Genomic DNA, 19,858 nt, shown 5'->3' with positions numbered 1-19,858 from the left:
CCACTCGACGGTGCGAGCGGGACGGCCTATTGGGCGACGGCGAGCCCGGCCCTCCCGGGGGCCTCAGACCACCAGCCCGTGCCGGACGGTGTCCTCGCTGACGGACCGGGCCTCGACGAACTGCAGGAGGTAGTCCGGGCCGCCCGCCTTCGGGCCGGTGCCGGAGAGGCGGCCGCCGCCGAAGGGCTGACGGCCGACCATCGCACCCGTGATGGGCTGGTTCACGTAGACGTTGCCGACCGGCGAGCGGCGGACGAACGACTCGATCGTGCGCGGGCTGCGCGAGTAGATGCCGCCCGTCAGGGCGAACGTGCCCGCGTCGACGATCTCGCACGCGGCGTCGATGCTCGGCACGCGCTGGACGGCGAGGACCGGCCCGAAGATCTCCTCCGTGACGACGGGGTGGTCCTCCGGCAGGTCGACGAACAGGGTCGGGCGGGCGTAGTAGCCGTCGGACGAGACGGCCGGGCCGCCGTCCGCGGCCGCGTCGCCGGCGGCCGGGGCCTGGGCGGCCGGCGCGCCGCCCTTGTCGACGTACGAGGCCACGCGCTCCTGCGCCTCGCGGTCGATCACGGGCGGCACATCGGTGGCGAAGTCCTCCGCCGGGCCGACCTGCAGCGTCGCGATCGCGCCGGAGAGCCGCTCGATCAGGTCGTCGGCGATCGCCTCGTGCACGAGCACGCGGGATGCGGCGGAGCACTTCTGGCCCGCGAACGCGAAGGCCGAGGCCACGATGCCCGGGACGGCGTCGTCCAGGTCGGCGTCCTCGTCGACCACGACGCAGTTCTTGCCGCCCATCTCGGCGACCACACGCTTGATGTGGCGCTGGCCGGGCGCCAGGCGGGCGGCCGTCTCCAGGATCGACAGGCCCGCGGCGCACGAGCCGGTGAACGCGATCGTGTGGACGCCGGGGTGGGCGACGAGCGCCTTGCCCGGCTCGTCGCCGCCCGGCAGGAGCGCGAGGGCACCGTGGGGGACGCCGGCGGCGTGCAGCGCGTCAACGACCAGGCGGGCGCACGCGGGCGCCTGCTCGGCCGGCTTGAAGACCACGGTGTTGCCCGTCACGAGCGCGGCGGAGACCATGCCGGTGGCGATCGCGAGCGGGAAGTTCCAGGGCGCGATGACGGCGGTGACGCCGCGGCCGACGTAGCGCAGGGCGTTGCGCTCGCCCGGCATCTGGAGCAGCGGCTGGCCGTCGTCCATCGCGGCGGCACCGTTGGCGTAGTACTCGAGGAAGTCGATGGCCTCGCAGACGTCGGCGTCGGCGTCGGCCCACGGCTTGCCGCACTCGCGGACGGCCAGCGCGGCCGCCCCCAGGCGGTTCGACCGCAGCAGCGCGGCGGCGCGGCGGACGATCTCGGCGCGCTCGTGGCCCGTGCGGGCGGACCACTCGGGGTAGGCCGCGGCGGCGGCCGCCACGGCGGTGTCGGCCTGGGCGGCCGAGGCGCCCTGCACGCGGGCGACGACGGTCGCGGGGTTCCCGGGGTCGACGGAGTCGAAGGGCGTGCCGGGCGCGGGACGGCCGTCGATGAGGACGGGCACGTCGATCGGCAGGCGGGCGTCGAGGTCGGCCAGGGCCGCGGTCGCGCGGTCGCGCACCTCGGCGCGGCGCAGCTCGAGCGCGGGCTCGTTGATGAACGTCACGGGGCCTCCAGGAGGGTGTCGAGGTCGGTGCCCTTGGCCTGGGCGGAGAGGAAGGAGTCGTTGCTCGTGTTCTCGAGCAGGCGGCGCACGAGGTACGCCATGCCGGCCACGAGGTCGCCGACGGGGCTGTAGCAGCGCACCCGACGGCCGGTCTTGACCAGCGCCTGCATCGTCTCGTCGCCCAGGCCGCGGAGGACCTGGAACTCGATGTCGGCCCCGACCTCGTCGGCGTACGCGGCGGCCGCGGCGATCGAGCGCAGGTTGTGGGACGCGATCGCGGCCCGGACGCGGCCGGTCAGCGACGCGTCGATCAGGCGGCGGGAGAGCGCCTCGTAGTTGCGGTCGCAGGCCCGGCGGTCCTGGAACACCGGGGGTGCCCAGCCGTGGCGCGTGGCGTCGATGACCTCGTGGTCCCAGTAGGCGCCCTTGACCAGGCGGATCGTGAACGGGCTGGAGCGGTTGCTGCTCCCCGCCCAGCTCAGCAGCCGCTCGAGGTGCTCGGGCGACTCGGTCAGGTAGCCCTGCAGCACGATGCCGGCGGACGGGCCGGCCTGGAACTCCGGCTCCGACAGCAGCCGCAGCGTCAGCTCCGTGATCGACTCGCGCGTGTCGAAGGACTCCATGTCGACGTGCAGGTGCGCGCCGGTGTCGCGCGCGATCCGCAGCAGGCCGCGCAGGCGCTCGGTGGCGCCGGCGATCCCGCGCTCCGGGGCGTGCGCGCGCAGCAGCGGCGTGAGGGCGGAGACCTTCACGGAGAGGTTGACCCGCGGGATCGGGCCGGCGGCGTCGACCTCGAGCAGCCGCTGCGCGGGCCAGGTCTGCGCCGCGTCGTGCAGCGTGCGCAGCGTCTCGGCGCAGCGCGCGTAGTACGACTCGGCCTCGGCCTCGGTGACCGTCGTCTCGCCGAGCAGGTCGACGGTCGAGGCGGCGCCGTCGCGCCACATGCGCTCGATCCCGGGGACGGCCGTCGCGGCGTCCTCGCCGACGATGAACCGCTGCGCCATGCCGCGCACGCCGACGGACGCGACGCCGGCGGTCAGACGACGGGTGCCGCGGCCGGACGCCATCTTGGCGCCGCGGCGACCGAGCCGCGAGCCCTCGGCGTCCTCGAGGAGCTCGGCCAGGTGGCGGGCCAGCGCGGGGGCGTCGGCGCAGGCGGGACGCACGTCGACGAACCGGAAGACGGCGGCCTTGAGCTCCGGGTCGTCCATGAGCTGCGCCATCGCGCGCCGCTCGGCGAACGCCATCGGGGACCGGCTCGGGCGGGGCAGGGCCCGGTCCAGCTCGGCGCCGACGCGACGGATCGCGGCCTCGCGCTCGGCGGGGCTGTGCGGCTGCGCGCCGCCCGAGGGCGCCGTGGTCCCGGAGCCGCCGGGCGCCGGGCTCGGAGGACCGGCCGGCGCGGACGGTCGGTCCGCGCCCGGGGGAACCGCGGCACCCGTGGGCGTCGGCGGGATCGTCGTGGACATGGAGCGATCATGGCCGCGCGCGGAGCCCGGGTCTGCGCCGTTTCGCCGCGCCTGCGGCACACCGGGTGCGACACCTGTCGCAGGGAGTACGGTGGGGGCACGTGAGCGCCGAGGTCCAGGACATCATCGACGACCTCGCCGAGCTGCTCGGCCGCCCGGTCTCGCTCGAGGACCGCCGCTGGCGCCTGCTCGCCTACAGCGCCTACACCGACCCGGGCGACCGCGTGCGACAGGCGTCGATCCTCGCCCGCGCCGCCCCGCCCGAGGTGGTGGAGTGGCTCAAGGGCCTCGACCTCCCCGGGGCCGACGTCCTGGTCGACACGGCGCCGAACCCCGAGATCGGGATCGGCCCGCGGACGTGCGCGCCCGTCCGCCACGGCGGGGTCCTGCTGGCGTTCCTCTGGGTCATCCCGGGCGCGGCGCCGCTGGACGACCGCGAGCGCGAGGCCGTGGTCGGCGCGGCCGTCGCGGTGGCCGCCACGCTGTGGCGCCGCCGCGCCTCGGCGGCCGAGGAGCACGAGACCGTCGGCCGGCTGCTCGGCGCCCTGCTCGACGCGGAGGACCCCGAGGAGCGCCGGGCCGCGGCCGACGAGCTGCGCGGACGACGAGGCTGGGACCGTGACCCTGGGTGCGTCGTCGCGGTGGCGACCGTGGCCGCGGGGTCGGGGGACGAGCCGGCCGACGTCGGCGCCCGCGCGGAGCGCCGGTGGCACGCCGGGGACCTGCTCTGGCGCCAGTCCGCCGACCGGCTCGTGGTGCTCGTCCGCACCCCGTCGGGCTACGCGGACGGCGCCCTTGCGGGGACGCTCGCCCGCGCCGGCGCGGGCCACGCCGGGGAGGCCCGCTCGCCGTCGCTGCTGCGCGCCCGGCGTGCGCGGTCCGACGCGGAGGACGCCCTGGTCGTCTGCGCGGCACGCCCCGAGCTGGGCCCGACGGCGGCGTGGTCGGCGCTGGGCGCCTGGCCGCTGGCCGCGCGCCTGTGGGTCGCGGACGGCCGCCCGCCGCGCCCCGACCTGCTCGGCCCGCTGCTGAGCCGCCGCGACGGCCCGGAGCTGGCGGCCGCGGTCGAGGCGACCCTGGAGCGCGCGGGCGACGTGGCCGCCGCTGCCGCGGACCTCCACGTCCATCGCGCCACCCTCTACCGCCGCCTGGCCCGGGCCGAGGAGGTCACGGGGCTTGGCCTGCGTCGCGGCGACGACGTGCTGCGGCTGGGGATGGCGTTGAAGGCGTGGCGGCTGGCGGGGTCGGCGCCGGGCGGGGCGGACGGGGGTTGAAGCGCGGGGACGTCACCAGACGAGCACCTCGGTGAGGTCGAACGTCCTCTGACGGTCGACGATCGTCGGCCGGGCCCCGTCCAGCGAGACGCGCGCGAGGATCACGGCGTCGCGGCGGTCGGCGGTGAGGACCACGACGCTTCGGGTGGCGGCCTCGACACCGAAGGGGACCCACTCGTACTGGTCGGGGCCGAAATCCGGGTTCGGCACGGGGAGCCGCGTCGAGCGCGGAAGGCCGAGCGCGGTGTGGAGGTTGCGCCAGGTGACCCGCCGCCCGCCGACCGTGAGGCTGCGGACCGCACCGTCCGCCGTCACCGTGCCGAGGCGGTGGTCGCCGTACTTCGTGAGCGGGTCGAGGAGGGCCACCCAGTCGCCGTCCGGCGTCGGAAACTGCGGGACGGTGGGCGTCGACGCGAGGCGGCCGAGGGACCGCCGTCGGCCGTCGGCGGTCACCTGCCAGTAGCCGGCGGCATAGAGGCGCACGGGGCTGAGGCGCGCCGACAGGACGCCGTCGCGCCGGCGGATGCTCAGCGCGACGCGAGAGTCCGCCCACTGCAGGAGGGCGCCGCTCGCCTCGCCGGTCGGCGCGAGCGGCTCGATCGTCGTGGTCCGCTCGGCCAGCGGACGGGCGCTGCGCCACAGCGTGCGCGCCGGTGTCCCGTCGCCGCGGTCGAGCCGCAGGGCGTCGGGCAGCGGCCGGTTCAGCAGGGCGCGGGTCCGGCGCACCCAGGCGGCGCTGCGCGGGTGCCACTCGCCGTCCGTGTCTCGCGCGATGCGCCCCGCGGTGCCGCGAGCGCCGTCGCGGGTCAGCAGGGTCCCGCCGCCGGGCGCGCCGCCGACCGTGACCCAGCGCCCGGTACGGACCACCGTGCACTCGAGCGCGGGCATCGTGCACCGGCGGACGGCCGCGGCGCCGTCCGGGGTGCGGACGGGGCCCGCGGTGAGCACCGAGCCGTCGGCCGACCACCACGCCGACGCGTCCTCGGCGGCGCGGACACCGGGCGTGCGTACGACGCGCGTTGGCGAGCCGTCGAGGGGCAGCACCGCGATCCGGGTGCCGAGGATGCGGGCGACGAACCGGCGCGTCGGGTCCACCGCGGCGGGGCGGGGACCCGACGACTTTGGAGGCTCCGGGAACGGCGCGAGGGTGACGCGCGCTCCGTCCGGACGGATCAGCACGGGCTCCGACGTCCCGTCGTCGCCTTCCCCGTACGTGAAGCGCAGGACGTCGGCCGAGGCGGGTGTCGTCGGCAGCACCGCAACGGCGAGGGCGGTGGCGAGCACCCGACGACGGCGGCGGAGGGAGTCGGGTACGGCCGGGCGAGCGCCGGCGGTCCGGGGGACGGATGAGAACATCGGGGAGCTCCTGGGACGGGCGGGACCCCGCGAGCGTAGCGGCGGCGGCGTGTCCGGCCTCCCGGGCGTTCGGCCCCACGACGGAACGCCGCACCGGGGCCGCTGCCGTCCCGCAGCAGCCCCGGATCGCCCGTCCCTTGACGATGGCGGACCGTCCGCCTACGGCGCGTCCCTGGGGAAGCACCCTCCTCCGGCGTGCGTCGCAAGCCGGAGGTGCAGAGTTCTACGACGGAGGGACGCGGGTGGATGCACGGTCCCTCGTGTCGTCCTCGCGGTCGTCGAACGAGCGTCCGGGGTCGGCGGCCGGCGCGGACCACGGCCGCGGCGGTCAGGCCGCCAGGACGTCCTCGGTGCTGTCGAGGAGCGTCCGGCGCGCGCCCGCGGGATCGTCGAGGTACCCGCCGACCATCGCGCCGTCGCGCAGCTGCACGAGGACGCGCGTCGCCTTCGTCGGGTCGGGGTGGCCGTCGTCCTCGAGCAGCCCCTGGAGGGTGTCGTGGAACCAGGCCCGGTGGTCCGCGACGATCCGGCGCACCGGACTCTCCGGGTCGGGGTACTCCGCGGCGGCGTTGATGAAGGGGCAGCCGCGGAACCCGTCCGTGCAGAGGTGGTCGCCGATCTTGCCCATGAGGGCCAGCACGAGCTCCCGCGGGGGCGCGCCGTCGGCGGAGCCCTCCGCGGCGCGCGCCCGCATGCCCTCGTCCGTGGTGCGGAGGTAGGCCTCGATCAGCGCCTCCTTGCCGGCGAAGTGCCGGTAGAACGTCGCCCGCGTCACCTGGGCCTCGGCGATCACGTGCTCGACCCCCACCCCGTGGATGCCCTCGGCGTAGAAGATCCGCGACGCCGTCGTGAGCAGGCGATCCCGGGCGGGGGAGGGCCGCGGTGTCGGGGTGCTCGGGGGCGACGAGTCCATGCTTCCGACGATACAGAACGAACATTCTTTCCCAATGCGCTTGTAAAGAGAGAAAGAACGTTCTATGTTCCACGGGCCGGGCGACCTGCAGCGACGAGCCGCCCGCCATCCAGCCGCCCACCGGCGGACCCGCCGACACCCGTCGGCACCCCACCAAGACTGAAGACCATGACTTTCCACGCCGTTCGTCGCACCCTCCTGCTCTCCGCTGCCACGCTGTTCGGGTCGGCCTCCGCGGCGCAGGCCGTCGAGGGCCCGGACTCGCCGCCGGCGTCCTCCAAGCCGACCATCGTCCTCGTCCACGGCGCCTTCACGGATGCCTCGGGCTGGGGCCGCGTCGTGCCGCAGCTGCAGCGCAGCGGCTACCGCGTCGTCGCCGTCGCCAACCCGCTGCGCAACCTCGCCTCCGACGCGGGGTCCGTCGCGTCGGTCGTGGCGAGCATCAAGGGCGACGTCGTCCTCGTCGGCCACTCCTACGGCGGGGCCGTCATCTCGAGCGCCGCGTCGACTACGCCGAACGTGAAGAGCCTCGTCTACATCGCGGCGATGCAGCCCGACGTCGGCGAGACGTTCAACACGGTCCCCTCGGAGTACCCCGGCAGCGCGTTCGGCGAGGTGGCGCGCCCCGTGCCCACGACGCTCCCCGACGGCACGCAGGGCGCGGACCTGTCCATCGACCCCGCGTCCTACGGCCCGGTCGTCCTGGGCACCAGCCGGGCGAAGGGCCTGGCGCCGGCGGCGACGCAGCGTCCGCTGTTCTCGGGCACGGTCGAGGACGCCGCGAAGACCGCGGCGTGGAAGACGCTGCCGTCCTGGTACCTCGTGGCCACGAAGGACCGCCTCGTCCCGCCTGCGGCCCAGCGGTTCCTCGCCAAGCGCTCGAAGGCGCACACCAGCTCCGTCGCCTCGGCGCACTCCGTGATGCACGCGCACCCCGCGGCCGTCACGAAGGTCATCGTGCGCGCGGCGCGCGCGAAGGGCTGAGGGGTCGAGCCGGCACCGGACAGGGAGTCCCCGAATGACCCGCTACATCCACACCGTGCGCACCCGTGCCCTCCCCGGCCGCGACGCCGAGTTCCACGAGTGGTACGTCACCGTCCACATCCCCGCCGTGCTCGCGGTCGACGGCTTCGCCTCGGCCGACCTCTACCGGCCGGTCGGCGAGGGGGCGCCCGAGGAGTACCTCTGCGTCTACGGCATCGAGACGGACGACCTGCCCGCGACGCAGGCCGTGCTGCGGGCCGCGAGCGCCGGGATGGTGGTCAGCGACGCCATGGACGCGCCCGCCACCCGCGTCGAGGTCCTCGAGCGGGTCGGCGTATGAGCACCCCGATCGGCGTCGGAATCGTCGGGGTCAACGCCGAGCGGGGTTGGGCGGCGGACGCCCACGTGCCCGCGCTCCGCGCGCTCCCGGGCTACCGGCTCGCGGCGCTGAGCACGACCCGCCAGGAGTCGGCCGAGGCGGCCGGCCGGGCGTTCGGCGTGCCGCTGACGTTCGCGAACCACGTCGACCTCGTGGCGCACCCCGAGGTGCAGCTCGTGGTCGTCACCGTCAAGGTTCCCCACCACCGCGAGATCGTCGACGTGGCCCTCGCGGCGGGCAAGGACGTGTACTGCGAATGGCCCCTCGGACGCGGCCTCGCCGACGCGCGGGCGATGGTGGACCGGGCCGCGGATCGCGGGGTCCGCACGCTCGTCGGCCTGCAGCCGCGCGTGTCACCCACCGTCCTGCGCGTGCGGGAGCTCATCGCCGACGGGTACCTGGGTACGGTCCTGTCGACCACGATGGTCGGGTCGTCCCGGACGGGGGGCACCGTCGATCGGGGGAACGCCTACACCCTGGAACGCCGCAACGCCGCCGGGATGCTCGACATCGCGGCCGCCCACAGCCTGGACGCCATGGCGTTCGTCCTCGGCGACTTCCGCGACCTGTCCGCGGTGCTCGACACCCGCCGGCCCGCCATCGGGGTGGACGAGACGGGCGAGATCCTGACGAAGACCGCGCCCGACCAGCTCGGGGTCGTAGGTCGGCTGGCGTCCGGGGTCACGGCCGCCGTGCACTTCCGGGAGGGGCACCACGGCGGGACGGGGTTCCTGTGGGAGATCAACGGCACGCACGGCACGCTGCAGCTCCGGGCGGAGGGCGGGCATCCGGGCCACTTCCCGCTCACTCTCGCGGGGTCGCGGGGTGGCGAGCCGCTGGCCGTCCTCCCGCCGCCACAGGTCGCCGCCTCCGAAACCCCGGAGCTGGCCGCGCTGCGCGGAACGCCGGCCCGCAACGTGGCGCGCATGTACGAGGCGTTCGACCGGGACCGAAAGACGGGTTCGCGTGATGCGCCCGACTTCGCCCAGGCGCTCGCCCCGCACCGGCTGATCGCGACGATCGAGCGCGCCGCGGCCTCCGGGGAGCGTGCCACGGTCGACCGCGGGTGGCCCGGACACCACCCGGACGCCTGAGGGGCCGGCGGAGACGGCGAGCCGGGCGGCCCCGTCGTGCCCTCACCCCAGGTCACGCACCACCCGCGCGGGCACCCCCGCGACGAGCGTCGCGGGCGCCACGTCGCGGGTGACGACGGCCCCGGCCGCCACGACGGCCCCGTCCCCGATCGTCACGCCGCCCAGCACGGTCGCGCCCGCGCCGATCCAGACGTCCGCGCCGATCGCGATGGGCGCGACGGTGATCCCCGCGCGTCGCTCCGCCACGGCCGTCGGGTGGCCGGAGGACAGCAGCGTGACGTTCGGCCCGAGCATCGTGTCGTCCCCGATCTCGATGCCGCCGATGTCGTTCAGCGTGCAGCCTTGGTTGACGAACACGTTCGTGCCGACCCGCAGCCGCAGACCGTGGTCGCTGTGTACCGGCGGCACGAGGCGGAAGCGCTCCGGGGCCGGCCGGCCGGTCAGCTCCGCCCACGCGGCCCCGATCGCGTCCTGGTCGGCGTAGGGCAGGCGGTTCAGCGCCTCGCAGCACGCGAACGCGCGCGGCACGCGGACCATCGCCTCGCGCAGCTCGTCGCTGCCCTTGGCCAGCAGGCGCTCGTCCTTCACGGGCGGGTTTCCGGCTCGGGGGCGTGTGGCATGCGGCGACCCTAGACCGCCCGGGATGCGAAACCCCGGTCGCACCTCCGCCGAACGCGGTCGGCCCGCCGGGCGGTTCCCCGTCATGCACCGACGAGCAGGAACCGGTTGCCGTCGGGGTCGCGGAAGCAGCACTGCGGCGGCGCGGGGTCGGGTACGGCGATCGACGGCGAGATCAGGCCCGGGCGGGAGGTCCCCGCGCGGCCGACGACCGCGTCGATGGCGACGCCGTGCTCCCGGAGCGCCGTGTGGTCGGCGTCGAGGTCGGCCGACGCGAGCGCACAGAGCGTCCGGTCGCTCGCCGCGGCCCGGCCCTCCGTCGGCGGGACGAGGGCGAGGGCGACGGGCGAGCCGGGCGGCGCCACCTCGACCCAGCGGTGGCCGCCACCGTAGGGCGCGTCGACGCGCAGCTCGAACCCCAGGACGTCGACGTAGAACGCGATCGCCCGCTCCTGGTCGGTGACGGGGACGAACACGGTGCCGACCGCGGTCAGGCGGACGGTGGGGGAGTCGGTCATGCACCCAGGACCCGTGGCGGCGGCCGAACTCATCGGCAGAGGGCAAGCGCGCCTTGCCGATAGTCGGACTTCCGCCTATCCTCTCTCGTGTGTCCCCGGTCACCCCGGGGCGTCGTCCCCCGCGCCCGCGAGCGCGCAACCTCGAGAGGCCCAGCATGAGCTCGATCTCCACCGTCATCCCGCACTTCGTCGGCGGCACCCGCGTCGAGGGCACGTCGGAGCGGTTCTCCGACGTGTTCGACCCGTCCACCGGGCAGGTGCAGGCGCAGGTCGCGCTCGCGTCGAAGGCCGAGGTCGACGCCGCGATCGCCGACGCCGCGAAGGCCCAGCCCGCGTGGGCGGCCAGGAACCCGCAGAAGCGCGCCCGCGTGCTCAACCGCTTCGTCGGGCTGATCAACGAGCACATGCAGGAGCTCGCGGAGCTGCTCTCGAGCGAGCACGGCAAGACCGTCCCGGACGCGAAGGGGGACATCCAGCGCGGCCTCGAGGTCGCGGAGTTCGCCACGGGCGTCCCGCACCTGCTCAAGGGCGAGTTCTCCGACGCCGCCGGCACGGGCATCGACGTCTTCTCCATGCGCCAGCCGCTCGGCGTCGTCGCCGGCATCACGCCCTTCAACTTCCCGGCGATGATCCCGCTGTGGAAGCTCGCGCCCGCGATCGCGTGCGGCAACGCGTTCATCCTCAAGCCGTCCGAGCGCGACCCCTCCGTGCCCCTGCGCCTGGCCGAGCTCGCGCTCGAGGCGGGGCTGCCGGCGGGCATCCTCAACGTCGTCAACGGCGACAAGGAGGCCGTCGACGCGATCCTCGACTCCGAGACGATCAAGGCCGTCGGCTTCGTCGGCTCGACCCCGATCGCGCAGTACATCTACGAGCGCGCGGCCCAGACGGGGAAGCGCGCGCAGTGCTTCGGCGGCGCGAAGAACCACGCGATCGTCATGCCCGACGCCGACATGGACGACGTCGTCGACGCGCTCATCGGCGCCGGCTACGGCTCGGCCGGCGAGCGCTGCATGGCGATCTCCGTCGTCGTGCCCGTCGGGCAGGAGACCGCCGACCGGCTCGTCGCGGCGCTCAAGCCGCGGGTCGAGGCGCTGAAGATCTCCTCCCCGACGGACCCCGACGCGGACTACGGCCCGCTCGTCACCGCCGACGCGAAGAAGCGCGTGGAAAACTACATCCAGATCGGCATCGACGAGGGCGCCACGGCCGTCGTCGACGGCCGCCAGGGCCGGGTCGCGGGCGAGGACGGGGGCTTCTACGTCGCCGGCACCCTCTTCGACCACGTCACGCGCGACATGCGGATCTACGGCGAGGAGATCTTCGGCCCGGTGCTGTCGGTCTCGCGCGTGGACACGCTGGACGAGGCGATCGCGCTCCCGAGCGAGCACGACTACGGCAACGGCGTGGCGATCTTCACCCGCGACGGGCACACCGCCCGCGAGTTCGCCCGCCGCGTCGACACGGGGATGGTCGGCGTGAACGTGCCGATCCCGGTGCCGATCGCCTACCACACGTTCGGTGGCTGGAAGAAGTCCGGCTTCGGCGACCTCAACCAGCACGGCCCGGACTCCATCCGCTTCTACACGCGCACGAAGACGGTGACGCAGCGCTGGCCCAAGCCGGCGAGTGACAGCGACTCCACGGCGGGCGGCGCGTCCTTCGTCATCCCGACGATGGACTGACCGGATGGCGACGACGACCCCGGGCACGCTGCCCTTCCACCTCGACGACGACCAGCGCGAGATCGCCGCGATGGCGCGGCAGTTCGCCGACGAGCGGATCGCGCCGCACGCGGTGGAGTGGGACGAGACCCACCACCTGCCCGTCGACGTGCTGCGCGAGGCCGCCGAGCTCGGCCTGGGCGCGATCTACTGCGACGAGCGCTTCGGCGGCTCGGGCATGTCGCGCCTGGACGCGGCCCTGATCTTCGAGGCGCTCGGCACGGGCTGCCCGACGATCGCCGCCTACACGTCGATCCACAACATGGCGACGTGGATGGTCGACACGTTCGGCGACGACGCGCAGCGCGAGCGGTGGGTTCCGGGCCTGGCGACGATGGAGACGCTCGGCGCGTACTGCTTGACCGAGGCGGGCGCGGGCTCCGACGCCGCGGCCCTAAAGACGACCGCGGTGCGGGACGGCGACGAGTACGTGCTCAACGGCGCGAAGCAGTTCATCTCCGGCGCCGGCACCGCCGGGCTCTACGTCGTGATGGCGCGCACCGGCGGGCCGGGACCGAAGGGGATCACGGCGTTCGTGGTGGAGGACGGCACGCCGGGCCTGTCCTTCGGCAAGCAGGAGCACAAGATGGGCTGGCGGGCCCAGCCGACGGCGTCGGTCAACCTCGACGACTGCCGGATCCCCGCCGCCAACCGGCTGGGGGACGAGGGCACCGGGTTCCGCATCGCCATGGCCGGGCTCGACGGCGGGCGCCTGAACATCGCGGCGTGCTCCGTCGGCGGGGCGCAGTCGGCGCTGGAGAAGACGGTCCGCTACGTCGGCGAGCGCGAGCAGTTCGGCACGGCGATCGGCGGCTTCCAGAGCGTCGCGTTCACCGTCGCCGACATGGCGACGGAGCTCGAGATGGCCCGCACGTTCCTGTGGCGCGCGGCCGCGGCGCTCGACGCGGGCGACGCCGACAAGTCCCGCCTGTGCGCGATGGCCAAGCGCACGGTCACCGACATCACGATCCGGGTGGCCGATCAGGGTCTCCAACTACACGGCGGCTACGGGTACCTCAGCGAGTACGGTCTGGAGAAGCTGGTCCGCGACCTGCGGGCCCATCAGATCATCGAGGGGACGAACGAGGTGATGCGCGTCATCGTCGCTCGCGACGTCCTGGGGCGGAAGGGATGAGCCACGGCGTCCCGCCCGCCGCGGGCGGGCGGGACGGGGCGGCACATCCGGAAGGCCCCGGAAGGAACCCTGCATGACGGACCCCACCGATCCCACCGACGCCGAGACGGGCCTCGCGGCCGCCGAGGACGGGCCCGTCCTCGTCCGCGCCGACGGCGCCATGGGCCGGATCACCCTGAACCGGCCGAGGGCGATCAACGCGCTGACGCTCGAGATGGTCCGGCTGATCAACGCCGGCCTCGACCGCTTCGAGCTCGACGACCAGGTCTCCGTGATCGTGCTGGACGGCGCCGGCGAGCGCGGGTTCTGCGCGGGCGGCGACATCGTCGCGCTGCAGGAGTCCGCGAAGCAGGGCACGGACGACGCCCGCATCTTCTGGACGGAGGAGTACCGCCTGAACGCCCGGATCTCGGACTTCCCCAAGCCGATCGTCGCGATCATGGACGGCGTCGTCATGGGCGGTGGCATCGGCCTGGCCGGCCACGCGAGCCACCGCCTGGCCACGGAGCGCCTCGTCTCCGCCATGCCCGAGGTCGGCATCGGGTTCGCACCGGACGTCGGCGGCACGTGGCTGCTCTCCCGCCAGGACGGCGAGCTCGGTACGCACCTGGCGCTCACCGGCGCCCGGATCGGCGCCCGCGATGCGATCGCCGCCGGCCTGGCCGACCGGATCGTGGCCGCGGAGTCGGTCCCGGAGCTGCTGCTGGACCTGCGCGACGGCGACGTCGACGCCGCGATCGAGACCGCCGAGGGTGTCGAGGTCGACCTGCCCGCCGGCACCCTCGTGGCCGCCCGGCGCTGGATCGCCGAGTGCTACAGCCACGACACGGTCGAGGAGATCGTCGCCGAGCTGAAGTCGAGCCGCGAGCTGCCGGCGAAGGCATCGGCCATCGGCATCCTCGCGAAGTCGCCGACGTCGCTGAAGGTCACCCTGCGCGCGCTGCGCGCCGCGGCCGAGCTGCCGAGCCTGGAGGACGCGCTCGTGCAGGAGCTGCGCGTCTCCTGCGGATTCCTCGGGCACCCCGACTTCGTCGAGGGCATTCGCGCGCAGGTGGTCGACAAGGACCGCAAGCCGCGCTGGAACCCCGCGCGGCTGCAGGACGTCGACGCCGCGAGCATCGACCGCTTCTTCGCCCCGCTGGGCGAGCACGACCTGAACTTCGACATCGGGTGGGACGAGACGACATGAGCACGAGCAGCGCACCGACCGGGAACGCGGCGGACACGACGATCGGCTTCGTGGGCCTCGGCCACATGGGCGGGCCGATGGCGATCAACCTCGCGAAGGCCGGCTACGCGGTCCGTGGATTCGACCTGGTGCCCGAGGCGGTCACGAAGGCCGAGGCCGGCGGGGTCGTCGCGGTCGACAGCGTGGCCGCGGCGGCGACGGACGCCGACGTCGTGCTGACGTCGCTGCCCAACGGTTCGCTGGTCCTGGGCGTCTACCGCGGCGAGGACGGCATCCTCGCCCACGCGAAGCCCGGTGCGCTGCTCATCGACACCTCGACGATCGACGTCGACGACGCGCGCACGGCGGCGTCGGAGGCCGAGGTCGCGGGCCTGCTGGCCATCGACGCGCCCGTCTCCGGCGGCGTCGTCGGCGCCGAGGCCGGCACGCTGGCGTTCATGGTCGGCGGGCCCGACGCGTCCGTGGTGGCCGCGCAGCCGGTCCTCGACGTCCTGGGCGCCCGCGCGGTGCACTGCGGTGCGGCCGGTGCGGGCCAGGCCGTGAAGCTCTGCAACAACATGCTGCTGGCGATCCACCAGATCGGCGTGGGCGAGGCGTTCGCGCTGGCGGAGAAGCTCGGCGTCGACGACCAGGCGTTCTTCGACGTCGCCTCCGTCGCCACGGGCCAGTGCTGGGCGCTGAACACGAACTGCCCCGTCCCCGGCCCGGTGCCGACGAGCCCGGCCAACCGCGACTACCAGCCGGGCTTCGCGGTCGGGCTGATGAACAAGGACCTCGGCCTGGCGATCGCCGCCGTCGAGAAGAACGGCGTCCACGCCGAGCTCGGCCGCCACGCCCGCGACGTCTACGCGGCGCTGAACGAGGGGGAGGCGTCGACGAAGGACTTCTCCGTCGTCTACCGCGACATCGCGCAGCGCTCGGGGATCACGGAGGCGTAGGGCGCTCGCCGCCACGCCTGCTCGCGCCTGCTCACTAGCGCTCCCGTTGGCAGAGGGTTGCGGTCGGCGGTCGAGATGCCGGCGCAGCCGACAAGCGAGCCTGCGACGGGGCCCCGGGGAGGATCGGCTATCGAGGCAGGTCTCAGCCTTCGTCGTACGCCTTCCTGTGCTGTTCGACTTCGGCAAGGTGATCGGCGGTCCAAGCAAGCAGCGTCAAGAACGGCTTGTCGAGCGTGCGCCCGAGCGGCGTGATGCGGTACTCCACGGCGATGGGACGTTGCTCCAGCACGTGACGTTCGACGAGCCCGTTGCGTTCGAGGCGGCGCAGCGCCTGCGTCAGTGACTTCTGCGTGACCCCGTCGAGGTCACGCTTGAGCTCGTTGAAGCGTCGCGGCCGCTGACACAGCAACGTCAGGATCAGCTGACCCCATTTGTCGAGGAGCTGATCCAAGAGCTCGCGCTGCGGACCGACGATGGTGCCCGGAACGGTCTGAACTCCAGGGGTACCAGGTTTCGTTGAAGTACCTGTCATGCACTAGGTATAACAAAGATCCCGCCCCTGACTAAAGGAAATTCATGTCCGAGCAGTCTCTGAGCACCCTCCGGTTGAAGCGCCAGGACGGCGTGCTGTGGGTCACGATCGATGTCCCGCCCATCAACCTCATGACGGCCCAGCTCCTCCTCGACTTCGACGCCGTTGCTGCGTCGGCCGAGAACGACCCCGACCTGCACGTCATCGTCATCCAGAGCGCCAACCCGGAGTTCTTCTTGGCCCACGGCGACCTGACGTTCGTCGAGAACCCTGAGTCGTACGCCGCCCTGCCCATCGCAGAGGAGACGCTCGTGGGAACCGGCCCGATGATGCGGCTTCACGAGCGCTGGCGGCGCCTGCCCCAGACCACGATCGCGAAGGTCGCGGGGCTCACTCGTGGCGGCGGTCCCGAGATGATCGCCAGCCTGGACCTCCGCTTCGCAGCCCTCGAGACCGCCGCCTTCGGCCAGTTCGAGACCCTCACGGGAATCGTCCCCGGCGCTGGCGCAACTGCCCACCTGCCCCGTCTCGTGGGGCGCGCTCGAGCCCTCGAGATCGTGCTCACCGGCGGCCTCGTCGACGCGGCGACAGCTGAGCGTTGGGGATGGGTGAACCGAGCCCTGCCCGCCGCGGAGCTGGACGCCTACGTCGACTGGGTCGCACTGACCATCGCCAACCTGCCCGAAGGCGTGCGTGTCGCAGCGACCAAGGCGATCGACGCTGCCGACGGTCCCCTCGAAGATGCACTTCGCGCAGAGGACCGCTACCTCGGAGAGACCTTCACCCCTGCCTCCGGGGAACTCGCGAAGGCCGCACTTGCGGCTGGCGCGCACACCCGCGAGGTCGAGCTCAACCTTGAAGAGGTCCTGCGGGCAAACCTCGCCCGAAAGGTCTGAAACCCCACCCCGGGGTGAACGGATCTCCGCCCGGGGTGAACGGAGCTCCACCCCGGTTGGCGGACCCTTCCGCCACCCAAAAACTTGAGGAGAACGACCAATGACCGGATATCAGCTTGATGAGCAGTTCGCCCAGGCGATTGCTCAACTGCCTCCGGAGTTCATGAACACGCCGGAGCCTCCGGCGAACGACGTGGAGGCGCTGCGAGACGTGATCAATTACCAGTACACGGAGATGGGGAAGCTCGCGCCGCCCGTCCCGAAGGGTGTCGACCGAGAGGACGTCACTCTCTCGGTCGGTGACGGCGCCACGCTCGAGGCCCGCTGGTACACCAAGGGAGACGCCCGTCCCGGTTCCGCCGTCGTCTATGCCCACGGCGGCGGCCAGGTGGCTGGCACCCTCGATCACTACGACCGCAGAATGCGGGTCTACGTCGCTGAGACGTCCGTCCCGATCCTGTCGGTCGGCTACCGCGTGGCCCCCGAAGGTCAAGGTCAGCAGCTCAGCGAGGACGTCTTCGCCGGGGTGACGTGGCTCATCGAGCACGCAGACCAGCTCGGGGTGGATCATGCCCGCATCGCTGTGATGGGTGACAGCGGCGGCGGCGGGCTCGCGGCGGCTGCCGCCGTGATGGCCAGGGATCGTGGAATCGCAATCGCCCAGCAGATCCTGATCTACGCCATGCTCGACGACCGGGTAGCCACCGCCAGCGAGGCGCTCTCGCCCTTCCTCGCATGGACCGCGACCATGAACGCGACCTCCTGGAACGCACGTGCCGACGGCCCGGTGTCGGAGACGACCTCTCCCGCGCGCCTGGTCGACGCCCGTGGTCTGGCGGCTGCGTACATCGAGGTGGGCGATCTCGATCTGATGCGGGACGAGAGCATCGCCTACGCGCTGAAGTTGTCGGCCGCTGACGTCCCGCTCGAGCTCCACGTTCATCCCGGGACGCCGCACGCCTACGAATGGCTGGATGAGCACGCAGGCGTCACTCAGCGCGCCCTGCAAGACCGCTACCGCGTCCTTCGTTCCCTCTGACACCGGCCTCAGAAGCGGCTGGCAGGCCGAGCGAAGCGTCACAAAGGGACCGTTCTGAGGCGGTTTCGAATCCGTCGCTCAACCGCCCGTTTGTGACTCGCCGGTGTGCGAGGTCATCCCATGGTCGTTCGTCTCGCTAGCGACCGTTTGTGACACGGCCCGGCCGACGTCTACGCGGCCAGGGCCGGCACCTCCCGCCCGCGGGTATAGATGTGGGCCTGTTCGGCTACGCGGCGGCCGAGGTGCCGGGCGGTGCTGAGGTCGGCCGGGTGAACGGCGTCGGCAGCGGCGTCCACCGGGGTCTGGGCGCCCGCGCCGAGGTAGAAGCCGAGCCGGTTGTCCTCGAGATCGCTGCCGCCCGTGGTGTTCCAGGTGGGCATCAGGTTGAGGCTCACCCAGTGCATCCCGTGCTGGCTGGCCAGCATCGCGAAGTACTGGAGCGTGTTGAGCTTGTCGCCGCTCATCGACCCGGAGTTCGTGAAGCCCGAGGCGAGCTTGTCCTGCCACGCCCGCTCCATCCAGCGCTTGCTCGTCGCCTCGGCGAAGGCGTGGAAGGCGGTGGCGGCGGTGCCCATGTAGGTGGGCGAGCCGAAGATGATGGCGTCGGCCTCGTCCAGCCGCGCCCAGTCGGCGTCGTCGAGCTCGGCGACGTTGACCAGGTGCGCGACGCTGTCGGGGACGCTCGCGGCGCCGTCACGGACGGCGTCGGCGAATCGGGCGGTGTGGCCGTAGCCCGAGAAGTACGGGATGGCGATCGAAACGGTACTCATGGTGGAAACTCCGTTGTTGCTGCGGATGTGACTGGGAAGGGTGGGTGCACTGCTCATGCGTCGATCTCGTCCATCGATGCGTACCTTTGGCCCGCGACGGCGGCCGGCGGGATCGCGTCGTCCAGGGCGGCGAGGGTGTCCGCGTCGAGGTCGATCGCGGCGGCCGCGACGTTCTGCTCGAGGTAGGCGCGGCGCTCGGTGCCCGGGAGCGCGACGACGTCGTCGCCCTGCGCGAGCACCTGCGTGCCGATCATGCGCGTCTGCATGGCGTCTTTCCTTGAGTGATCCAGTGGAAGACCGAAGCGGTCAGCGCCGAGTCCGACGTTCCGGTGAACCCATTGAACGGCCCGGCGTCGCGCCGGGCAATGGGTCGGATCCTCTGGTGGCGATCACGAATGGTTATCGTCGGCGTCGTGGACCTCCGTCAGCTCGCCGCCTTCGACGCCGTCGCGGCCGAGCTGCACTTCGCCCGCGCCGCGGAGCGCCTGGACATCAGCCAGCCCGCCGTGAGCCAACTGGTGCGCCGCCTGGAGCGCGCCCTCGACGTTCCGCTGTTCGAGCGTTCGAGCCATCACGTCACCCTGACGTCGGCGGGCGCCGAACTGCTGCCCCTCGCGCGGCGCATCCTGGCCGCGGCCGAAGAGCTCACCGAAGCAGCGGCAGCGATTGCGACCGGCGGCGCCGGCCGGCTCCGCATCGGAACGACCCCCGGGATCGGGCCGAGCCTGAACCTGCTCCTCGCGACCTTCCGTGCGAGGAACCCCCGGGTCAGCGTCGACCTCGACACACCGGCCACGGACCGCAAGCTCGCCGCCCTGAAGGCCGGCGACCTGGATCTGGCGTTCGTGCGCGCTCCGATCCGGGACGGGAGCCTGCGCACGCAGCTGCTGTGGCGCGAGCGGATGCTCGCCGTCATCCCGGCCTCCCACGCGGCCGCCGCCGGCGATGTCGCGGACCCCTCGGAGCTGACCACGCTGCCGCTCATCCTGCTCGACCGTCGGGCGAACCCCGCCATGCACGACGAGATCCTCGACCTGTGCCGTGCGTTCGGGGTCGAGCCGACCCTGGGCCCGCCGCTCCGCGAGCTCCAGGAGGCAGAGGCCCTGGTCGCCACCGGTGCCGGCTGGTTCCTGACCATCGAGGACAACGCTCCCCTCGACGTCCCGGGCCTCGCGGTGCGCCGGCTCCCCAGGCCCGAGCCCGAGACCCGCGTCTCTCTCGTCTGGCGCGGCGTCGGGCCGAGTGCGCCGGCCGCAGCCTTCATCGCCGTCGCGCGCGAGGCGGCCGAGGCCGGCCGACTCCCGGCGCTCGCTCACGGTACCCGCGCCTGAACGGAGCGCATCGGGCGTAAGCGCGTGCGCCCGGACCCGGCCGGTGGCCGCGTGCGGG

General features: G+C 73.4%; 20 protein-coding genes. 11 read left to right on the top strand and 9 right to left on the bottom strand.

The window, feature by feature from the left end; translation table 11 throughout:
* Positions 1–63: 63 nt before the first annotated feature.
* Together F593_RS27735 and F593_RS27730 are read right to left on the bottom strand one after the other, a co-directional pair.
* Positions 64–1,644, bottom strand: coding sequence for an aldehyde dehydrogenase family protein (locus F593_RS27735; RefSeq protein WP_051160389.1), 1,581 nt, complete (start codon positions 1,642–1,644; stop codon positions 64–66).
* Positions 1,641–3,113 (bottom strand): proline dehydrogenase family protein, encoded by a 1,473-nt coding sequence (locus F593_RS27730; RefSeq protein ID WP_051160388.1) that lies wholly within the window; start codon positions 3,111–3,113, stop codon positions 1,641–1,643. The genes F593_RS27735 and F593_RS27730 overlap by 4 nt, the downstream gene beginning before the upstream one ends.
* A gap of 101 nt (positions 3,114–3,214) precedes the next feature.
* Here F593_RS27730 and F593_RS0103920 point away from each other — a divergent pair, with 101 nt between their 5' ends.
* Complete coding sequence (locus tag F593_RS0103920; RefSeq protein WP_022927454.1) at positions 3,215–4,387, top strand: helix-turn-helix domain-containing protein; 1,173 nt, start codon at positions 3,215–3,217, stop codon at positions 4,385–4,387.
* Between the two features lie 12 nt (positions 4,388–4,399).
* On the opposite strand, the gene F593_RS0103915 is transcribed toward F593_RS0103920, so the two are convergent.
* Together F593_RS0103915 and F593_RS22275 are read right to left on the bottom strand one after the other, a co-directional pair.
* Positions 4,400–5,743, bottom strand: a complete 1,344-nt coding sequence (locus F593_RS0103915; RefSeq protein ID WP_022927453.1) for a hypothetical protein — start codon at positions 5,741–5,743, stop codon at positions 4,400–4,402.
* A 328-nt stretch (positions 5,744–6,071) separates the two neighbouring features.
* On the bottom strand, positions 6,072–6,656 hold the full coding sequence (locus F593_RS22275) for a TetR/AcrR family transcriptional regulator (protein WP_022927452.1): 585 nt from the start codon (positions 6,654–6,656) through the stop codon (positions 6,072–6,074).
* A 168-nt stretch (positions 6,657–6,824) separates the two neighbouring features.
* Here F593_RS22275 and F593_RS0103905 point away from each other — a divergent pair, with 168 nt between their 5' ends.
* From F593_RS0103905 to F593_RS22270, 3 genes are read left to right on the top strand one after another with little or no spacing between them, the layout of a single operon-like run.
* Positions 6,825–7,640 carry an alpha/beta fold hydrolase gene (locus F593_RS0103905; RefSeq protein ID WP_022927451.1) on the top strand — a complete coding sequence of 272 codons (816 nt, stop codon included), beginning with the start codon at positions 6,825–6,827 and terminating at the stop codon, positions 7,638–7,640.
* Positions 7,641–7,674: 34 nt separating this feature from the next.
* Positions 7,675–7,980: a DUF4286 family protein gene (locus F593_RS0103900; RefSeq protein ID WP_028721412.1), complete on the top strand. Its 306-nt coding sequence runs from the start codon at positions 7,675–7,677 to the stop codon at positions 7,978–7,980.
* Positions 7,977–9,113 carry a Gfo/Idh/MocA family protein gene (locus tag F593_RS22270; RefSeq protein ID WP_084629326.1) on the top strand — a complete coding sequence of 379 codons (1,137 nt, stop codon included), beginning with the start codon at positions 7,977–7,979 and terminating at the stop codon, positions 9,111–9,113. The genes F593_RS0103900 and F593_RS22270 overlap by 4 nt, the downstream gene beginning before the upstream one ends.
* 42 nt (positions 9,114–9,155) lie before the next feature.
* Here F593_RS22270 and F593_RS0103890 read toward each other — a convergent pair whose 3' ends face one another.
* Positions 9,156–9,701 carry a DapH/DapD/GlmU-related protein gene (locus F593_RS0103890; RefSeq protein ID WP_022927449.1) on the bottom strand — a complete coding sequence of 182 codons (546 nt, stop codon included), beginning with the start codon at positions 9,699–9,701 and terminating at the stop codon, positions 9,156–9,158.
* Between the two features lie 113 nt (positions 9,702–9,814).
* Complete coding sequence (locus F593_RS0103885; RefSeq protein ID WP_022927448.1) at positions 9,815–10,249, bottom strand: VOC family protein; 435 nt, start codon at positions 10,247–10,249, stop codon at positions 9,815–9,817.
* Between the two features lie 155 nt (positions 10,250–10,404).
* Between F593_RS0103885 and F593_RS0103880 the strand changes: the two genes are divergently transcribed.
* The 4 genes from F593_RS0103880 (at position 10,405) to mmsB (ending at position 15,232) form a co-directional block, all read left to right on the top strand.
* Positions 10,405–11,931, top strand: a complete 1,527-nt coding sequence (locus tag F593_RS0103880) for a CoA-acylating methylmalonate-semialdehyde dehydrogenase (protein WP_022927447.1) — start codon at positions 10,405–10,407, stop codon at positions 11,929–11,931.
* Between the two features lie 4 nt (positions 11,932–11,935).
* Positions 11,936–13,105, top strand: coding sequence for an acyl-CoA dehydrogenase family protein (locus F593_RS0103875; RefSeq protein WP_022927446.1), 1,170 nt, complete (start codon positions 11,936–11,938; stop codon positions 13,103–13,105).
* A gap of 73 nt (positions 13,106–13,178) precedes the next feature.
* Positions 13,179–14,294: an enoyl-CoA hydratase/isomerase family protein gene (locus F593_RS22265; RefSeq protein ID WP_022927445.1), complete on the top strand. Its 1,116-nt coding sequence runs from the start codon at positions 13,179–13,181 to the stop codon at positions 14,292–14,294.
* Positions 14,291–15,232 carry a 3-hydroxyisobutyrate dehydrogenase gene (mmsB, locus tag F593_RS0103865; protein WP_022927444.1) on the top strand — a complete coding sequence of 314 codons (942 nt, stop codon included), beginning with the start codon at positions 14,291–14,293 and terminating at the stop codon, positions 15,230–15,232. The genes F593_RS22265 and mmsB overlap by 4 nt, the downstream gene beginning before the upstream one ends.
* Before the next feature lie 142 nt (positions 15,233–15,374).
* Here mmsB and F593_RS0103860 read toward each other — a convergent pair whose 3' ends face one another.
* Positions 15,375–15,764 carry a winged helix-turn-helix transcriptional regulator gene (locus F593_RS0103860; RefSeq protein ID WP_022927443.1) on the bottom strand — a complete coding sequence of 130 codons (390 nt, stop codon included), beginning with the start codon at positions 15,762–15,764 and terminating at the stop codon, positions 15,375–15,377.
* A 44-nt stretch (positions 15,765–15,808) separates the two neighbouring features.
* Here F593_RS0103860 and F593_RS0103855 point away from each other — a divergent pair, with 44 nt between their 5' ends.
* Together F593_RS0103855 and F593_RS0103850 are read left to right on the top strand one after the other, a co-directional pair.
* Positions 15,809–16,660 (top strand): enoyl-CoA hydratase/isomerase family protein, encoded by an 852-nt coding sequence (locus tag F593_RS0103855; protein ID WP_022927442.1) that lies wholly within the window; start codon positions 15,809–15,811, stop codon positions 16,658–16,660.
* A 100-nt stretch (positions 16,661–16,760) separates the two neighbouring features.
* The gene (locus F593_RS0103850; protein ID WP_022927441.1) at positions 16,761–17,699 is read left to right on the top strand and encodes an alpha/beta hydrolase fold domain-containing protein; all 939 of its coding nucleotides are present in this window, start codon (positions 16,761–16,763) and stop codon (positions 17,697–17,699) included.
* Positions 17,700–17,869: 170 nt separating this feature from the next.
* Here the strand turns inward: F593_RS0103850 and F593_RS0103845 are convergent, their stop codons facing one another.
* Both F593_RS0103845 and F593_RS0103840 read right to left on the bottom strand, forming a co-directional pair.
* A complete protein-coding gene (locus tag F593_RS0103845; RefSeq protein WP_022927440.1) occupies positions 17,870–18,469 on the bottom strand; it encodes a flavodoxin family protein in 600 nt (199 codons plus the stop codon).
* A 53-nt stretch (positions 18,470–18,522) separates the two neighbouring features.
* Positions 18,523–18,735: a hypothetical protein gene (locus tag F593_RS0103840; protein WP_022927439.1), complete on the bottom strand. Its 213-nt coding sequence runs from the start codon at positions 18,733–18,735 to the stop codon at positions 18,523–18,525.
* Between the two features lie 147 nt (positions 18,736–18,882).
* Between F593_RS0103840 and F593_RS22260 the strand changes: the two genes are divergently transcribed.
* Positions 18,883–19,800 carry a LysR family transcriptional regulator gene (locus tag F593_RS22260; protein ID WP_022927438.1) on the top strand — a complete coding sequence of 306 codons (918 nt, stop codon included), beginning with the start codon at positions 18,883–18,885 and terminating at the stop codon, positions 19,798–19,800.
* The last annotated feature ends 58 nt before the right edge of the window (positions 19,801–19,858 follow it).

The sequence above is a fragment of the Patulibacter americanus DSM 16676 genome (genome assembly GCF_000420025.1).
GTDB lineage: Bacteria > Actinomycetota > Thermoleophilia > Solirubrobacterales > Solirubrobacteraceae > Patulibacter > Patulibacter americanus.
Note: the sequence above shows the minus strand (reverse complement) of the source record. Positions and strands in the feature narration are given on the sequence as shown.

Coding starts and splice junctions, on each gene's coding strand:
- F593_RS0103855 (WP_022927442.1), top strand. CDS start 15,809: ATGTCCGAGCAGTCTCTGAGCACCCTCCGGTTGAAGCGCCAGGACGGC.
- F593_RS22265 (WP_022927445.1), top strand. CDS start 13,179: ATGACGGACCCCACCGATCCCACCGACGCCGAGACGGGCCTCGCGGCC.
- F593_RS0103850 (WP_022927441.1), top strand. CDS start 16,761: ATGACCGGATATCAGCTTGATGAGCAGTTCGCCCAGGCGATTGCTCAA.
- F593_RS22275 (WP_022927452.1), bottom strand. CDS start 6,656: ATGGACTCGTCGCCCCCGAGCACCCCGACACCGCGGCCCTCCCCCGCC.
- F593_RS0103905 (WP_022927451.1), top strand. CDS start 6,825: ATGACTTTCCACGCCGTTCGTCGCACCCTCCTGCTCTCCGCTGCCACG.
- F593_RS0103900 (WP_028721412.1), top strand. CDS start 7,675: ATGACCCGCTACATCCACACCGTGCGCACCCGTGCCCTCCCCGGCCGC.
- F593_RS0103875 (WP_022927446.1), top strand. CDS start 11,936: ATGGCGACGACGACCCCGGGCACGCTGCCCTTCCACCTCGACGACGAC.
- F593_RS0103915 (WP_022927453.1), bottom strand. CDS start 5,743: ATGTTCTCATCCGTCCCCCGGACCGCCGGCGCTCGCCCGGCCGTACCC.
- F593_RS0103845 (WP_022927440.1), bottom strand. CDS start 18,469: ATGAGTACCGTTTCGATCGCCATCCCGTACTTCTCGGGCTACGGCCAC.
- F593_RS0103885 (WP_022927448.1), bottom strand. CDS start 10,249: ATGACCGACTCCCCCACCGTCCGCCTGACCGCGGTCGGCACCGTGTTC.
- F593_RS0103860 (WP_022927443.1), bottom strand. CDS start 15,764: ATGACAGGTACTTCAACGAAACCTGGTACCCCTGGAGTTCAGACCGTT.
- mmsB (WP_022927444.1), top strand. CDS start 14,291: ATGAGCACGAGCAGCGCACCGACCGGGAACGCGGCGGACACGACGATC.
- F593_RS0103840 (WP_022927439.1), bottom strand. CDS start 18,735: ATGCAGACGCGCATGATCGGCACGCAGGTGCTCGCGCAGGGCGACGAC.
- F593_RS27730 (WP_051160388.1), bottom strand. CDS start 3,113: ATGTCCACGACGATCCCGCCGACGCCCACGGGTGCCGCGGTTCCCCCG.
- F593_RS22270 (WP_084629326.1), top strand. CDS start 7,977: ATGAGCACCCCGATCGGCGTCGGAATCGTCGGGGTCAACGCCGAGCGG.
- F593_RS0103880 (WP_022927447.1), top strand. CDS start 10,405: ATGAGCTCGATCTCCACCGTCATCCCGCACTTCGTCGGCGGCACCCGC.